Here is a 15,497-nt window from a genome sequence, read left to right on the forward strand (position 1 = left end):
AAAATTTACATGGGGATACCTGATGGTGTCAACGATTACCAACAATAAAAAACCCGCAACGTGGCGGGCTTTTCGAGATTAATTATCTACAGGCGTTATACTCCATAATTAGAAGCATACAGGGCAACTTTATGCAAAGTCAATACTAACATGCAAAAAATGTCGCAATTTGCTCCGATCATATTAATAAGTTGAAGCCTTCTCGAATTCTACAGCCGCGTGACGCTCTCCCTGGCGCAGAGTGTCCACCAGCATTTCATAGAAGGGTTTCCAGTTGCGTGACCATGAGGACTGATGGAGGTCCGGGAGACGCTTCAGAATGGCACGGTGTACCGTCGCCGAGGAGATAACAGAGAAGCCATTACCAGAGCAACGTTCACACGTTTTGAAAACCGGTGCGCCGCGGTCTTTAGTCGCTTTGCGGTCCAACACTTCGCCTTTACCGCCACACCTGCACCGGGCAAGGATCACTTTCTTTCCTCCGCATGTTCCGCAAACCCTATTCACCAGCTCATTTTTAATCTTCGGGGCCACCACTACGGCACCGTCGGCGTCGAAAATACCGGGATGTTTAACCACATCCTCATTCCCGGAGATAAACCCGGTACCACTGCAGCTGTGACACGTCACGCTGGTAGCCGCCGAACGGGAGTAATCAGCAAAGGCAAATTGTGCCAACATCTGCATACACCATCCGAACTGCCCACCAGCTGCTTTGCGAACATTCTTCGGTGCGGCATCCATCGCATATCGCGCCAGCGCCTGAACTGCGAGCTGTTCATCCGTTTTGCTGATTCCCGCTTTACCGAAGAACGCCGCCAGGCCGAAGCGCGCACGGCTGCTGGTGGTACCAATGGCCGCCATAACATCAGTACCGGTGAGACGATCCGGAGAGGTTCCTTTCACGTCGTCGCTGATGTGCATGCCCTGAGGACTAAAATGTTTGAGTGATGCTTCCAGTTTCATGCGGCCACCTGCTGTTTTTTATAGAAAACCATTTCACGAACCTGATCGCCGTTCATGAGCATGTCGTTAAAATCACCGTTATCCGGGTAGTAGATGCTGATTTTTTGCAGGTCATTTTTTGCCATTAAGTTGGCATGAGCGCATTCCGTGGCCGCAGCCAATCCGGTGGCGCTGTTTACGTCTCGATCTGCAAAAATAATCAAATTCTTCACGCCTGCAGGAACACGGAATTTCTTCATGAATCCGCTTGTCATGGTGGCCCAGGTATTCACCTTGTAAATTTGATGAGCAGACAAGGCGGTTTCGATTCCTTCTGCGATGCCCAGCGTGCTGGCGACTGGGAACATACGGATCGCAACTGAGCGAGCGTGATCAAGATAGTTATCTTCCTGCAGTGATTTCTGCCGCTTGGCGCTGGCCCCGATGTCAGCCTTTTTTGCACCATCCAATAACGTCTGATGGAGGTAACACAGCTCGCCTTTATCATCTGTTGCCAGTGAATAAATAGACTGGTACACCCGTCCGTTATGCCGTTGCTTGGGATTAAGCCGCACGGACTCAGCCGGAAGCTGATAAATACCCCGTGAGTTAAGGTATTCAGCGGCGCATGTACCGCGCAGGGGTGACATTTTTGCAAAATTACTGAGCACCTTTTTCCGCAGCTTGGAAGCGTCGCTAGTCTCGGGAATTTTGTCACGCCTGAACGTATTGCCGATAAGTGCATCGATTTCGCGGCAAACCTCGTTAAATGGTTTGCCCTGGGTTTTGGTAACCAAGTCCATTCCCGTACCGCTGCCGCAGGTGCAGATCCATGTTCCTGCACCGTCGCGGTCGTCGATGCGGAATTTGCCAACCGAATCACACAGCGGGCATTTCCCTCTAAAGTGGTTTTTACCGGTGATAGGCGGCAGTCCGTAATGCTCAAAAATCATGGCCCACTGGCCTTTTGCTGCTTCTACCGTTTTCATGCTCGTTTTCCTAACTGCTGTCTGATATCACTGACGCGATTAAGCGCCTGCTGAATTCTTTCCTGGGTAGGCAGCTCTTCTGCCTTTGCCTGCTGGCGCTGCTCTTTTTCGATTCGTCTGGCGAAGCTGATCCGCTTGTGCTTAATGAAGTTTGAAACTGTTGGCGTGATGTCCATCGGGTAATCGCTCAGTCCGTTCGGCCATTCGCCAAAACGTTCGCGGAAGGTGTGAGCACACCAGGCATCGCTGACAGGCTTTTTCCCCAGCGATACGCGCTGGCGCTGATAGAATTTGATCTGACTCCACCAGGCTTGTTTCTCTGCTTTCGTCGGCTGGCGCTGCTCGCCCCCAAGTTTTTTGAGTTTTCGCCCGGTGTCGGTATCAATGTCCTCACCGGCCAGCGGCTTGTGGCCACATTTAGGGCAGACATAGACGCCAGCAGGCTTCATGAAGTGGCATTGCGAGCATTCGTGAGGCAGCTTCTCTGCTCGTTCCTCAGCTGCGCGGCGCGCGCCCTCCTCCATCCCGTCTGATTTACCCAGAAGATCGTCATATTCGATAGAGTCCGGATAACCCAAGCGGTGCACGGTTCCGCTGTGATCGAAGATGAGGCAGGACTCTTTACCCGGAGCGGTGCGCAAGCCACGCCCGAGCGCCTGCAGCCAGCGAATTTCGCTCTTAGTTGGCCTGGCGTAGATGATGCAGCGAACATCGCTGTCGAACCCGGCAACCAGCACCCCTACACTGACGATGATTTTTGTGGCGCCAGTTTCGAAGCGGTGAATGATGGTTTGGCGTTCTTCCGCAGGCGTATCTGCAGTCATAACCTCTGCATTTACGCCAGCCTGGTTAAACTGAATAGTCAGAAAATTAGCGTGGTCTACGTTGACGCAGAACGCGATTGTCGGCAGGTCCCGGCCGTTCTCCAGCCAGTTTTGAACGATATCGCCCACCAGCGTGGAACCGCACATGATCTCCGCCAGCTGCGCCTCGTTGTAGTCGGTACCGTACTGCAGGGACGGAGAGGTTTTAACCCCTTTCAGATCCGGCTTTGTGGGCGCGTAAAATTCGTATTTGCTCAGGTCGCCGCGCTGGATCAGCTCGCCGATGGTGGTTGGCTTAATCAGTCGGTCATAGTATTTGCCCAGGAACGGGGAAAACGGTGTACCCGACAGGCCGATCACTTTCACGCCTTTTTCACGCAGGCGTTCGATATCCTGCAGGATGCGTTTTTTGCGCAGGTGCGCTTCGTCGATAATCAGCAGATCGATATTGTCAGGGAACACGCGACGAATAAGCGTATCGGCGCTGGCGATTTGTATTTTGAGGGTAGGATCGTAGTTTGGGTGATCCGCCCAGACATAGCCGATTTCATCACCCGGCAACCCATACTCCACAAAACGATTTGCTGTTTGGGTAATGAGGATCTGGTAAGGCGCGCAAAACATTACCCGCATGCCACGACTGACGAACCCCGCAACGATGAAGGCGGCCAGTCCTGTTTTACCGCTGCCCGTCGGCGAGTACACCATGAAGGTTTCCGTATCCTTCCAGTTACGGCGCAGCTGGTTAAGTGCTCGTTCCTGTGCAAAATTCGGTGTGATCGTCAGCTGCATTGTGCGGACCCCGCGGTGATGAGATAATAATTCTGTGATGTGGTTTTCATGGATTCCCCCTCACATGGCTGGTGGCCTCCCCAAAGGCTGCCAGCCTCCCTTCTGATTCAGCTCCCCTGAAAAATCACTCTTCCAGAAAGAACCCTTTTTGTTTCTCAGCGCCAGAGCGCTTTGTACTGGTTTGCTGATACGGGCGTTTTTTTAATTGCGCCCTTAAGACAGTGATCTACTTAACCAATGGATCTCTCCTGTTGGAAAAGACCCTATTCCTACCCCTACACCCAATCCCCCCTTACCCCCCTTTCCCTCTTCCCCATAAAAACGTACTACTTACCTAGTACACACAGGGAATTGAGTTAGTGGGTTGCCAACCTAAACAGGCACCTTTAAGCCTGCTTTTGTCCGGGTACCTTTAAACCCGCAACAATCAGGAACGCGGTGGCGTTCCGGCCAGGGGAGGTTCGGCGGTATACCCCTGTAAAGCCCTGCCGTGATTTCTCACAAACAGGCGAAGCCGCATATTTGCTTCATGCCTTGCCCGGTTCTCCTTGCGGTATGAAACGGGCTCGGCTTCGAACGATTCCTGATACACAGCTGCATAACGCAGAATGGCTTTTTGTCGTGCTGATGGCGTCAGGCTCAGTAACTGCTGCTTGATCCAATCGGCATCGGTCTGGCTAAAAGCCACGGGCATGTCAACCGGTTGATAATCAAGTGTCATATCACTGCTCTTTCTCTGGCTTTGGGAATAGCTCCGGCAAGTCAGGTCTGATTTGATATGCAGCTACTTGACCACTGGCCGCAGCCACAATTTTCAATACATGCTCGGCCTTAACTTTTTTCCCATGACGCCATTTCCAGACCGTTGCTTGCGATACACCACACTGCTTTGCAAGCGCGCCCTGGCTTCCGGCACATCTGATTGCTATATCGATAGGCTCTGAAATCATAAAACCCCCTTAGTAATTTAATATTACTTTAGCGATTAAGGCAATTACTTGCAAGGATGCCAATTACTTTTTGACTTGATTCTTCATTTGGTCTAAATTTTTAACAACTTTTGGAGTAATCATTATGTCGAACAACACTTTTGCAGATAGGCTTACGGAAGCCATGAGAGCGGCGGGAATGACTCAAGCATCCCTGGCTAAATTGGTTGGGATGTCGCAATCAAGTATTTGGAAGTTAACGTCAGGCAATGCCTCTGGCTCGCGCAGAACAGTAGAGCTAGCAAAAGCTCTGAATGTTCGACCTGAATGGCTTGCTTCAGGTGAAATGCCCGTAACCGATCAATCTTCTGAGCTGTTGCCCATGAAGGTAGTGGAGCCTGTTAGCACTGGCGCTTACAGGGTTGACCTGCTGGATATACAGGCGAGCGCAGGACCCGGCACATTTTTATCCTCTGAGTTTATCGAAACCATTCGCGCCATTGAGTTCACAGAGGAGCATGCCAGAAGCATGTTTGGTAACCGGCCTGCTTCCTCAATAAAAGTGATTACAGTCAGGGGCGACAGCATGGAAGGAACCATTGATCCAGGTGACTTTATCTTTGTTGACACAACGGTTAATTACTTCGAAGGCGACGGAATTTATGTGTTTGTGTTCGGTAAAACCATCCATATAAAACGACTACAGATGCAGAAGAACAGCTTGGTTGTCCTATCAGATAACAAGCTGTATAGCTCTTGGCAAATTGATGCCGCTGATGAAGATCAGTTCCACGTTTTAGCGAAGGTATTAGTTAAGCAATCTGCTGCGATCAAGCGCTTTGCCTAACCTCTCCAATTTATCGAATCAGACCGCTTAGGCGGTCTTTTTTTTGCTTATCAAACAATAAATTACTTTACTCATTAAAAATAAAATCACTTTAGTGGTTGACCTTTTCCGTTTAACGATCCATCCTTACTACAACTTAAGTAATTAAACGACAATCTTAATTACTTAACTCACTTACTGTAGGAGGCAGCATGGAAACCAAGAAAACAGTTCAATTAGACCGCCTTGAAACAAGCGATATGCTCATGAACTGGTCACATGATTTGCGCTGTTGCTCTGCTTCTTTATGGCTATTACTTGAAACGATGGTCAGCCAGGAAGAAGAACGTGAGCATGCTCTTATAACTCTGGTCGTTAAAACACTGGAAGAAGTTAACGACAGAATTGCAGATTTCGATACAAATAAGCTTTGAAATTATTTTATCAATAAACGCCTTTACTAGTGCTAACAAACTCACCTTGAGAAATATTTTATGAAAACTAATAAAGTTATCCAGTTGTCTGAATTTAACCACACATATCGCAATCCAGCCGATCTCTATATTGATGACGCAGCAAAAACCGCAGAAGCTGCAAATAAGTATGCTCAGGAATTGCGCGCAGAGTTTATAGAATTACTCATGCCAGCCATAACACGTACCGACGTACGAGTTGCTGGGCGCTTTACATCCCTCATTAATGAACTGTGCACCATGACTTACATGACAAATAAAAACCTACATAAGAGAAAGCAGCCATGACACTTTCCATGTCTATGCAAAGAAATGTTGCCGTGAATTAAAAGATATTGAGGCAAAACTAAGCTCACAACGGTGAAATCATGCATCATAAAACATTACCAGTAGACGCTATGAGTAGAAATTCAAAGTACGATCTACATACTGATTTAAGAGATATGAATAACATTACTTACAGTCTTTATAAAAGAACTGGTGAAATAATGATACTTGTCGATACTTTCACTATTTATAAAAAGGCAAACAAAGAAGCGCAGCAAATAATCTCAAAATATGAGAGCTTAAAATTTCTCATAACATAATAGCGTATAAAGGCAATAATATTTTAATGCGGCAATAAATGCTGGGGATAAACACGCACATAATTCAACAAGGTGAGTATATGACTTTTATTATTGACCAATCATCGTATCAAACAGCGCTTCTCTATGCCGCCAGTGGTTACGAGATAATTGCGCGCCTGTATCTTAAAAAGGCATACGGAGTCAAATGATGGGCAAGAGAATCCCAACAACAGTAAATGCTCGCAACTGGACAACGCAGGAAATGAGTGTACATGCCGAGCAGTTGTATTACTTGCTTCAAACAATTTCTGAGAATTTTGTAAAAATGGAAGATGCCCAGCGATTCGCATTGATTGAAATGGCTTGGAATCACTCATCGGATATTAACGCATGGTTTTGGGCGAATGAAAATAATGATGGATAATATAATCAACACCTACCGACGCAGAATTTTAAAAGCAGCGTTATTACGCCACCAGCGCAAAACAGGCAGTAACTGCCTTGTTATTAATCTTCCTAAAGGCGGGATTAATACTGTCGAGCTAACAGAGATTCTCATGGATGGCCTGTTAAGAAGATTCGAAAAAATGACTCTCGGTGAGTACGGAAATATCGAAGGCGTAAAAATCATCAGATGGATATACAGCAGCGCTGTAGATGTTAACGGCAGCGGAGAGTTTCTGACAGAAAGCGGAAAGGTACTCGTCGACGATCTTATTTCTGAGCTGGTCGAGTTTGCCAAGAAACAAAAACCAGCTACCCCGGAGGCCAGTCATGAATAACCAGCAAACAATGCTCTATCAGGGTGTGCTGATTCCCCGTCCCGTTTTGAACGTGGATCTGCATGTCCTCCCTAATTTTACCGGGCGGGTAGTCCTGTACATCGAGAACGGGAGGGTGATATGCGACCGCCAGCTGTTCGACGACGAGCACATTTGCTCACTGGCCACGTTTATCGAAATGGCGCGCGAAATGGAGCTGAGATTTGAGGAGGTAGCTGGTGGCACTGACAGCGATAAGAATTCCTGAGTGGGTTCACCTCAAAGCAGCACACGTTTTAAGCCAGTTCAGAGCAAGGCGCATTCACCCCTGCCGTATGCACGGCTCCGGTAATTTGAGCCTCAAGGTTAATCACCGCTGGCGGCTACTCTCCCGCGATGGCGGAAAGAACTGGGAAGTAATGAGTCACGAACGATACAGCAAAGTTAAGGACCGGAAATGAACGATAAACGCACCGTAAGCATGATTGACCTGGCATTACAGAAACACGATACGCCAGTTGGCCCACTGTTCGTGGCAGTACGCCACGGTCGTATCAAAAAATGCTTCACGCGAGATACGGCGATCCGCTATCTGGCTTTCTTCATGACCACCGAGGCTTTTGAGCGTTCAGGTTTTCCGCAGCGTCACCCGCGGGTGCGTATTGTTCGCGATGACAGGGAAGTATGGCGAGACGGGGAAACAAAGGCTGAGTATCTGGCAGCCCACCAGCGTTGTGTTCGCCGTTTGCGTCGCATCCTGGCGCGCAAGCGAGAAATGGAGAAATGGTGTGAGAAATGGGACGCGATGCATGACCGATTCGTTAAAGAGGTTGATGCACTGCAGGCCATCAAACCAGCAGGAGTGCATTGATGCTTAATTCAACATTCAAACCAGAACCGACATCAACCGGCATCCGCCTTGGGAATCGAATTATTGGATATTCCGCCGCCGTAAGGCAACTCGACAATGGTCACTATGACAAACAGATTCCAGATGGAATGGAATTGTTGGCTTGCATTATGGAAGCGGTTGAAAGTGGCTGGTTCGTACCAAGCGAAGAAAAGCTGCTGATTTTATGGCGTTGGCTCGTGGTCGCCGTTTTCATAACCGAACAACTACAAAAGAACGGCACTGTTGACGTTCCGAATAACGATGGGGGTGTTGATACCGCTGTTATTTACTCCAGCGATAGCGGCTCGATCAGCGTTTACCCAGGACCGGAACGATTCGCCCTTGCGAGTTACCTTGAAGGTGGAGCTATAGAGAAATACGGGACGGAGCTAGGCCAGCAGATGGCGCTTGGTATGTATAGAGACATGGTTGAAATGGACGCTGAACACGGGCTCAGGTTATCGATTTTCGGCCGTGATGGTTTCGGTCTGCTTCATGACAGCTTCATAGAGCAGATTCAGGCAGAGGGTATGCCAGCCAATCCTGTTATTCACTGATGGGAGCGTTGATGAAAAGGTTAATCGTGAGTTTCATATTTTCTGTGCTGCTGGCAGCCACCGTTATCGGCGCGCTGATTGAATATAAATTTTTGGTGAAGTAGCGAGGCACTCCATGAATAAGCCAGTTTTAGAAGTTATTAAGCGTTGGAGCCGTTTAGCAACGGAGGCCAAGCAGCTGGGGCTTACCACCATCCCCATCGACCCGGAAAATATGTTGATGGTGCTGGGTGTACTGCCGGACAGTTCGGCGGACTTTTCCGCCGATTACCAGAATGACTATCAGGTTGCGATCGACATTCTGCGCAAGAGAGCGGCCAGCGAACTTGATGGCGGTTTTAGAGCGCACCACAACGCACTTATCTATGCGGCAAATGAACTGGAAAATGCCCAGGCATTTGGGCGGGAGGTCGGTCATGAGTCTTGATTGCGTACCACTTTCAACCTACTGCCGGGACGCCGGAGAAACGGTTGAAGCCGTTAACAAACGGATACAAAGGGGGTTATGGAAAGAGGGAGTCCATGTATTAAAAGTCGATGGCGTTAAAGAACGCTGGATAGACTTAACGGAGGTTTCAAAGTGGGCAAGAAAGAACAAGGATCATTATCTCTCCCAAGAGGAGTAACCATTCGCCAGCATAAAACTGGCGATACCCTGGTGATCACATTCACCTACAAGGGGGTTCTTTGCCGGGAGCCCCTTTCCAGAATGGAAGCAAACGCGCGCGGCGTGAAGTATGCCGAGCGCCTGCTGGGGGAGATACAGAACCAGATAGCCGGCGGCACATTCGATTATGCGAAATACTTCCCCACCTCCAAAAAACTGGAGCTGTTCGGGGTAGTGAAGAAAACCAAAAATATTAAGTCCTACCTGGACGAGTATCTGAAAATCTGCCAGAACCGCAACCTGTCCCCGTCGACTATCAACGGTTATGAAAAATGCCTGTCGGCGCTGTCAGCTTTGCATAAACTCCACGTGTCAGAACTGACGCCAGCGGTTCTTAAAAACTGGATAGCCAGCCGGAAAACAAAGCTGAAAACGACCAGGAATAACCTTTCGTTTCTGCGCAGCGCCATTGATGAAGCTGTTACGGATGGCCTGCTGACCATTAACCCGGTAACACTCGTCAGCGCCAGCCGGTACCACGTGATCAACAGCAACCCAAGCGCCGACGATTACGAGGTGGACCCGTTCACGCCAGCGGAAACCCTCGCTATTTACCAGAGCTGCAGGTACCCGGAATGGGAAAACCTATTCCGCTTTGCTTTCAATACCGGTCTGCGGAGTTCCGAACTGTGCGCGCTGCGCTGGCCTGATCTCGACACCATAGCGAACACAGCTCACGTACAGGCGGCCAGTGTCGTAGGGGTACTCAAAGGAACCAAGACAAAAGCTGGCACCCGTAAGGTTGAGCTTAACAGTGAGGCGCTGGCTGCCCTGCAGGCGCAGAAGCAATACACCTTTATGAAAAGTGAGTTCATATTCAGCGATCCAAAAACGGGAGAACCCTGGGCGAACGCCGACGCTATTCGTAAAAAAGCATGGGTGCCGACCCTGAAAAAAGCTGGCGTGCGCTACCGTAACCCTTACCAGACGCGGCACACATTCGCCACCAAGCATATTAGCCAGGGTGTTAACCTCTTCTGGCTTGCCGGACAGATGGGCCACAAAGGGCCGGAAATGATATTCCGCAATTACGGTAAATATCTGGCTGAATATGACGGTAAAACCGCAAAAGAGGCAATTAGGTAAAATGTGAAGGACAAAAAACCCGGTGTTGACTGGGTTTAAACATATTGTTGCATCGACTCAAGAATCAATCGTTTGTGTCTACGGAGCATCGTTTCAGATAGCTCAACAGCTTCATAAATTGATCGCAGACAATAGCCAGCAACACGTCCTTTATATGTCTGCGTATAGTTCGAAGTTATCTGCTCCTTGACTACTTCCAGATCAAACGCTTGATGGGCTTCTATACAATTTACGAACGAATCCCATTCAAGGAAGGGATGATCTGCTTCAAGCAAATCAACTTGGCACTGAAGCAAATGGGGGCGAGCAAGGATGTACTCGCTAATATCTGAATTGATAAGCAAAACGAGAAGAGGTTCACAGCAGCAAACCACCATGTATTTATGCTTCTCTGGAGTTGTAAAATCGCAGAAGAGATAAATCACATCACCAACAGAAAGTTGATGATGTGACGCAAAAGTTTGGGCAAAATTTGAAGGGAACATGTCCCCTAAATTAGGCATTCTATCTTCCGCTGAAAAGATGGGAAATCAGTAAGTCAGCATCTTTACAGCTTCCGGCGATAACTTCCAGAGGGATTTCACCATTCTCGTTTGCCGAAGACCAAACTTCATCGTGACTCATTTCACGAATCTGACCAAATGATAGCTTGCCAATCATCTCGATTGCCTCGTCAATACATTTAAGATCAGAATCACTGAAAACATCATCATCAACAGGGCGCAAAGGCTCTACACGGTAGTTATGCGATTTCTCATATACCCGAAGCGCTGACTTTATGTCTTCAACTTCGATTCCATTTGGAATGAAGCGTCCCTTACCTTGGGCAATTTTGATGATGTCATAGGTGTTCTCTGCGACTGGGCCATCTTTCATAGCCTTATACTCATCGCCGGTAATGAGACGACCATAACGCTCCAGGTGAGCACGATCGGCGTAGTAAAGGATTTTCCCGACATGATAAATGTCAGGCACGGGTGCTTTAGAGGCTACATACAGAATGGCCTCTAAAGCCTTTTCTGAATCGAACCGAATCTTAAGCATCTCGACACCTTTCATACATATGGCTTTATGAAGTAACAACTATATAGGAGGACATTTTGTCCTACCTAGGCACAGTTTATAGCCAGCTATAATGAATAAGCAACCATAGATTGATCATTTTAGAGGCATGATTAGAGTCATTTCACGCCAACATTTTACACGATACCCGCAAGTTCAGCGCATTTACCCCAAAGGTAATGGCACATTGTTAGACAATCCTTACATTGTAAAGAGTTGCGCTCTCGCGAGAGTTTTCATTGACAAAGCAACCAATAGCACTTTTTGCACAGGTTATATAGCGGAGTTTACTAAGGCTTGATAACGCGGGAAATATTTCAAAATGTTGGACTGGATCAGGACGTTAGACAGACCTCAATATGCACGTAAAATGCACTTGATATATGCCATAGATAAATAGTTATTTACTTTCAATTAGTTAGTAGTATTTCGGACGCGAGTTCAACTCCCGCCAGCTCCACCAAATAAAACAAGGGGTTACGTGAAAACGTAGCCCCTTTTTTTGTCCATGTCCACTTTACGTCCACCCAGCAAAAACTTGTCCAGCACTAACCCCAGCTTTTACTTTTGTCCATCCAGTGCCCATACCCGACATGAACGGCGGAATGATTGCCGGACGACCAGCAATAGTGCTTCCCAGCATCTGCGCCGCGATTTTCTCCGTTGGGCGATCAGCGGCCTGATACAGTCGTTACTGTACGGCGGCCACCAGGTCAGCACCTACCAGCACTACCAGGCGCGGGTCATTACGGAACTGTGCCGGGATTTTGGCGTTAATCAGATCGGAGGCCATCGCATCCAGCGATTTGTAATCCCCCGCTTCATCCAGAACGACCGGATCGGTCATAATCTGATTGCCACCCAACAGCGTTTTCCCAGCGATCGCACCCACGTTTGCGGTGGCGCTTAATGCGCAAAACTGCATGTTCGCTTCAGTGGCGTTATTGACCGGAACGGACGGGAGGCAGTTAATCTGCCCCAGCATCCCATCCAGCAAACGGGCATCTTCCGTGTAAACGGTGATAGCCAGCAGCTCGTCACAGGTCAGGCGGTGTGGTTGAATCGGGTTCAACTTATTGCGCAGGATCTGCGGACGCATCCCCCCCCCGAAAGGGTTGATAATGACACGGACTTATCTGTCTTACCGTTAAAAAAGCCAGCGACCAGCATTTGCCGATTCAATAAGCATCCTTACTGTCAACGGCTCGGGCGCATGATGATCGGTTCTAAGATAGCGGGGCAATATAGCATTTGGCAGGAAGCGAATCCCCTCGTTTGGGAAGTAACGATTAAAGACGAAGCCAGACATATCCACATCCAGACTTTCTGAATATTCCTCAAGAAAATCAGTCATATCTTCCGGCAGTACACTTTGTTTCCCTGTACTTACAGAGGTATCGTCCGACATTTCCCAGAAGTGTTTTTTAATGAGTTCCCTGACGAGTGCGGCTTTGTCTGTCATTACCTTTCTCCTGGCCCAACGATAAGCTGATAACGGTGGATAACATTATGGGTGATCATGGCAAGGTTATAGGCCGTCAGTACGGCACCAACCCAAGGGAGCCATCTCCCGATGTATGCCCCTATACTGGTTGTGTATGCCCATTCGCCACGCAAGAGTTTTGCCCAGGTGATGGTTCTACGGCCCTGCTTAAAACGCTGTCGAATAAGGGTTCGAAGCCCAAGAGAAAGCGGACTTGTTCCCCTGGTTGCAGCACCTGCTCCCAATTTCCCGCTAACAGGGATAACCGGCAAGCTGACCAACATGGAAGCAATTGCTAGTAAATCAATCACATCACTAAACTGCTTTTTAAATTCATCCAGAATAAGCCAGTAAAGTAGCTCCTCTTTGTCGACGCTCATTCCCTCAAAGAAGTATGTTCCGTTTAACAGTTCGGTCGTATCCATAGTCTTTCCCTGTATAAACTGACGAACTAAATCCTAATACTGGCCTTTGGCATCGTCCAGAATATACACCACAACGTTATCCTAAATTTGGATTTAGATGTTGCCGTTACAAGGAATATTGGGGAAGGATGTAAACCAAGTTCCCGGTATGAACAACTTTGCGCGTCTTCAGGCTTCAATGGATACCAGAAATTGCCAGACGGCCTTAACATTCCATAGGAGGCGTTGGCACAAGTGGTACACAACTATCGGTGGCTTCGTCGGCAGTGCTTTTGCTGCATGGTAAACAGGACGTTTGTGGAATTGATTATGCAACAGGTTAATTCAATATCATTGGTTAAAGTTCGCGAAGCTACCGATGTATCCCAGGCTCGATCTGACGTTGTACTCAATGGTAAAAGCACAGGCATTATTGTACCGGGACAAGTGCTTGAAGCAGCGGTCCAGGTTAATGAGCTACGTTACATCCTGTTTCTAACGGATGACATTATTTTCGAGGAATCCCTGACGATTGCCCTTATTGACGTTCATGACGGGCTTAAAGAAATTGTTCGTTTAGGAAATGAGTACTCAACAGGGAGTTTTGCGGATCTCCAGGTCACTGACGATAGCGTGGATTTCAGGTTTATTGGGGATTATATCTGGACACTGAAAGTATCAGATTCACCTCGCCTGCGGCTTCCTTTTGTTTCCGATCCAAAAGGTGTTAAACGGGAGTCTGGTCAGAAAAAGTACATAACGGTTTCTGCCACACCGGCGTCGGTAAACGTAAGCTGAAGCCATGATTTAACAGAATGAAAAGGCTTTCCCCTGAGCTGGATAAATGCACCTGAGAATTATGCAGCCCCAGATAGCCAACCAGAATATCCATCAGTAATAACCCTATTCATCTGATGAAATCCTGAAAGCCCGCACGGTATATCCCCCTCGGGCTTTTTTGTGCCCATGCCCACGGCCTTTGACAAACATCAACACCCTCTCCCCTACTCCTGTGCAAAATTACTCACACCACCCAGCGCTACGGATTAGCCGCCCTAACCCGGAAGGAACCCCAACATGCACAGACCCATCGTCGTCATTATCTTTATTCTCCTGACCCTCGCCGCTCTCGCTGAAATAGGCTATTTATCCTTTGGATAATCCTCATGCGAAATACCTCCTCATCAGGGCACATTGATCTCATTACAGTTTTTTCCTAAAGCCTTCCCGCTTCGCCTGTGCCATGCTGAATCACGCTCATAACCGATAACGTTAAATGAGGATATTATGAAAAAAACAATTATCGCATTATCTGCCGTTCTGCTGGCTTCCCCAGTATTTGCTGCGACCACACATGCAACTGACGATACCGTCGCTGCGGCGAACGCAAACGCCAACGAAGCGAAGCAAAAACTGCACGAAGAGCAGAACAAAGGTGAAGAGCTGAAGCTGAAACAGCAGCATGCTGCGGAAGGTAAGAGCGAAAGCTTTGGCAGCAAGGTCAGCGAAGATTCCCAGAAGGCCTGGCATAAAACCAAAGAAGGCACCGAGAAAGGGTGGGATGCCACCAAAGAAGGCGCTGAGAAAGGCTGGAACAAAACCAAAGAAGGTGCCAGCGAGCTGGAAAAGAAAGTCACTGAGTAACCCCTTTGAAAGGCCGCACACGCGGCCTTTTTTATTACCTGCCGCATTGAAGCCAAAAAGATCCCAGAGGTGGTGCGGCCGGAAAGGTCTTCGTCATTTCTCAATTGTTCTTCAAATTGCTGCGCGTCGGCGCGGAACATCTCGCCGTCAATTCATTCCACGATGGCTTCATCGCTGTAGGGCGGTGTAGAGAGAGGATATTCATACAGGACTCCCCGTTAAGAGGGAATGACGTCAGTAAACGTCCGGTGCCCCTGTTTTATTCATCCTGCAGATCATTTTTTTTCGTTCTCTGCATCAGACGAATGCATGAACCGTACTGAAAATAAAGCAGGTTATTATATGCCTGCTCTTTCTTTATTATTTTTAGCTCGCTATAGCAGAGTTTTAACTGAGCATCAGAATATATTTCAAATCACTTTCAATATAATATATCCTACATCAAGAATGTTACCCTAACTTAAACACACATTTAGCAGGATTAAACAACGACGCTTTTTATTGCGTCAAAAATCTGTCCTACCAATTATTACAGCACGCATAACTCACAAATAAAAAACGCAATCAAAAAATAAAAACAAATTAAAAAACAAG

Annotated in this window: 23 protein-coding genes and 2 pseudogenes; 14 read left to right on the plus strand and 11 right to left on the minus strand. The window is 47.9% G+C overall.

Annotated elements, in window-relative coordinates:
- Positions 1-183: 183 nt before the first annotated feature.
- The 5 genes from ACWKXT_RS14620 to ACWKXT_RS14640 form a co-directional block, all read right to left on the minus strand.
- A complete protein-coding gene (locus tag ACWKXT_RS14620) occupies positions 184-966 on the minus strand; it encodes an antitermination protein Q (RefSeq protein ID WP_454532729.1) in 783 nt (260 codons plus the stop codon).
- On the minus strand, positions 963-1,934 hold the full coding sequence (locus ACWKXT_RS14625; protein WP_454532730.1) for a toprim domain-containing protein: 972 nt from the start codon (positions 1,932-1,934) through the stop codon (positions 963-965). The genes ACWKXT_RS14620 and ACWKXT_RS14625 overlap by 4 nt, the downstream gene beginning before the upstream one ends.
- Positions 1,931-3,550 (minus strand): DEAD/DEAH box helicase, encoded by a 1,620-nt coding sequence (locus tag ACWKXT_RS14630; protein ID WP_454532731.1) that lies wholly within the window; start codon positions 3,548-3,550, stop codon positions 1,931-1,933. Before ACWKXT_RS14630 ends, ACWKXT_RS14625 begins: the two co-directional genes overlap by 4 nt.
- Before the next feature lie 427 nt (positions 3,551-3,977).
- On the minus strand, positions 3,978-4,271 hold the full coding sequence (locus tag ACWKXT_RS14635) for a hypothetical protein (protein ID WP_454532732.1): 294 nt from the start codon (positions 4,269-4,271) through the stop codon (positions 3,978-3,980).
- Between the two features lies 1 nt (position 4,272).
- Entirely contained in the window at positions 4,273-4,500 is a 228-nt protein-coding gene (locus ACWKXT_RS14640) for a transcriptional regulator (RefSeq protein WP_047345111.1), read from the minus strand.
- A 124-nt stretch (positions 4,501-4,624) separates the two neighbouring features.
- On the opposite strand from ACWKXT_RS14640, the gene ACWKXT_RS14645 reads away from it, so the two are divergent.
- From ACWKXT_RS14645 to ACWKXT_RS14700, 12 genes are all read left to right on the plus strand, one after another.
- The gene (locus tag ACWKXT_RS14645; protein WP_454532733.1) at positions 4,625-5,326 is read left to right on the plus strand and encodes an XRE family transcriptional regulator; all 702 of its coding nucleotides are present in this window, start codon (positions 4,625-4,627) and stop codon (positions 5,324-5,326) included.
- Between the two features lie 191 nt (positions 5,327-5,517).
- The gene (locus ACWKXT_RS14650) at positions 5,518-5,739 is read left to right on the plus strand and encodes a hypothetical protein (protein WP_230278572.1); all 222 of its coding nucleotides are present in this window, start codon (positions 5,518-5,520) and stop codon (positions 5,737-5,739) included.
- Positions 5,740-5,799: 60 nt separating this feature from the next.
- Positions 5,800-6,066 (plus strand): hypothetical protein, encoded by a 267-nt coding sequence (locus tag ACWKXT_RS14655; RefSeq protein ID WP_454532734.1) that lies wholly within the window; start codon positions 5,800-5,802, stop codon positions 6,064-6,066.
- Positions 6,067-6,552: 486 nt separating this feature from the next.
- Positions 6,553-6,771 carry a hypothetical protein gene (locus ACWKXT_RS14660; RefSeq protein ID WP_454542697.1) on the plus strand — a complete coding sequence of 73 codons (219 nt, stop codon included), beginning with the start codon at positions 6,553-6,555 and terminating at the stop codon, positions 6,769-6,771.
- Positions 6,764-7,129: a hypothetical protein gene (locus ACWKXT_RS14665; RefSeq protein ID WP_454532810.1), complete on the plus strand. Its 366-nt coding sequence runs from the start codon at positions 6,764-6,766 to the stop codon at positions 7,127-7,129. The genes ACWKXT_RS14660 and ACWKXT_RS14665 overlap by 8 nt, the downstream gene beginning before the upstream one ends.
- Complete coding sequence (locus ACWKXT_RS14670) at positions 7,122-7,376, plus strand: hypothetical protein (protein WP_454532736.1); 255 nt, start codon at positions 7,122-7,124, stop codon at positions 7,374-7,376. The genes ACWKXT_RS14665 and ACWKXT_RS14670 overlap by 8 nt, the downstream gene beginning before the upstream one ends.
- Positions 7,348-7,569, plus strand: coding sequence for a ParE family toxin-like protein (locus ACWKXT_RS14675; protein ID WP_023332562.1), 222 nt, complete (start codon positions 7,348-7,350; stop codon positions 7,567-7,569). Before ACWKXT_RS14670 ends, ACWKXT_RS14675 begins: the two co-directional genes overlap by 29 nt.
- The gene (locus ACWKXT_RS14680) at positions 7,566-7,979 is read left to right on the plus strand and encodes a hypothetical protein (protein WP_454532737.1); all 414 of its coding nucleotides are present in this window, start codon (positions 7,566-7,568) and stop codon (positions 7,977-7,979) included. Before ACWKXT_RS14675 ends, ACWKXT_RS14680 begins: the two co-directional genes overlap by 4 nt.
- Before the next feature lie 59 nt (positions 7,980-8,038).
- The gene (locus ACWKXT_RS14685) at positions 8,039-8,557 is read left to right on the plus strand and encodes a hypothetical protein (RefSeq protein ID WP_454532811.1); all 519 of its coding nucleotides are present in this window, start codon (positions 8,039-8,041) and stop codon (positions 8,555-8,557) included.
- A 115-nt stretch (positions 8,558-8,672) separates the two neighbouring features.
- Positions 8,673-8,984: a hypothetical protein gene (locus ACWKXT_RS14690; RefSeq protein WP_454532738.1), complete on the plus strand. Its 312-nt coding sequence runs from the start codon at positions 8,673-8,675 to the stop codon at positions 8,982-8,984.
- Positions 8,974-9,183, plus strand: coding sequence for a hypothetical protein (locus tag ACWKXT_RS14695; RefSeq protein WP_000050710.1), 210 nt, complete (start codon positions 8,974-8,976; stop codon positions 9,181-9,183). The genes ACWKXT_RS14690 and ACWKXT_RS14695 overlap by 11 nt, the downstream gene beginning before the upstream one ends.
- On the plus strand, positions 9,138-10,310 hold the full coding sequence (locus ACWKXT_RS14700; protein ID WP_454532739.1) for an Arm DNA-binding domain-containing protein: 1,173 nt from the start codon (positions 9,138-9,140) through the stop codon (positions 10,308-10,310). The genes ACWKXT_RS14695 and ACWKXT_RS14700 overlap by 46 nt, the downstream gene beginning before the upstream one ends.
- A gap of 35 nt (positions 10,311-10,345) precedes the next feature.
- Here ACWKXT_RS14700 and ACWKXT_RS14705 read toward each other — a convergent pair whose 3' ends face one another.
- From ACWKXT_RS14705 to ACWKXT_RS14730, 6 genes and pseudogenes are all read right to left on the minus strand, one after another.
- A complete protein-coding gene (locus ACWKXT_RS14705) occupies positions 10,346-10,813 on the minus strand; it encodes a hypothetical protein (RefSeq protein ID WP_046387562.1) in 468 nt (155 codons plus the stop codon).
- Position 10,814: 1 nt separating this feature from the next.
- Entirely contained in the window at positions 10,815-11,354 is a 540-nt protein-coding gene (locus tag ACWKXT_RS14710) for a Panacea domain-containing protein (RefSeq protein ID WP_033146325.1), read from the minus strand.
- 604 nt (positions 11,355-11,958) lie between these two features.
- Positions 11,959-12,246, minus strand: a pseudogene (locus ACWKXT_RS14715) (P2 family phage major capsid protein); the annotation flags it as partial.
- Positions 12,243-12,474: pseudogene (locus ACWKXT_RS14720) on the minus strand (phage regulatory CII family protein); the annotation flags it as partial. The pseudogenes ACWKXT_RS14720 and ACWKXT_RS14715, both read right to left, overlap by 4 nt.
- Positions 12,475-12,519: 45 nt before the next feature.
- A complete protein-coding gene (locus ACWKXT_RS14725; RefSeq protein WP_024908330.1) occupies positions 12,520-12,834 on the minus strand; it encodes a DUF1493 family protein in 315 nt (104 codons plus the stop codon).
- Positions 12,834-13,280: an STM2901 family protein gene (locus ACWKXT_RS14730; RefSeq protein WP_454529131.1), complete on the minus strand. Its 447-nt coding sequence runs from the start codon at positions 13,278-13,280 to the stop codon at positions 12,834-12,836. The genes ACWKXT_RS14725 and ACWKXT_RS14730 overlap by 1 nt, the downstream gene beginning before the upstream one ends.
- A 309-nt stretch (positions 13,281-13,589) precedes the next feature.
- Here ACWKXT_RS14730 and ACWKXT_RS14735 point away from each other — a divergent pair, with 309 nt between their 5' ends.
- Together ACWKXT_RS14735 and ACWKXT_RS14740 are read left to right on the plus strand one after the other, a co-directional pair.
- A complete protein-coding gene (locus tag ACWKXT_RS14735) occupies positions 13,590-14,057 on the plus strand; it encodes a hypothetical protein (RefSeq protein WP_454532740.1) in 468 nt (155 codons plus the stop codon).
- A gap of 489 nt (positions 14,058-14,546) precedes the next feature.
- Entirely contained in the window at positions 14,547-14,903 is a 357-nt protein-coding gene (locus ACWKXT_RS14740; protein ID WP_028014145.1) for a hypothetical protein, read from the plus strand.
- Positions 14,904-15,497 lie beyond the last annotated feature (594 nt).

This window comes from Enterobacter sp. UPMP701 (genome assembly GCF_053709515.1).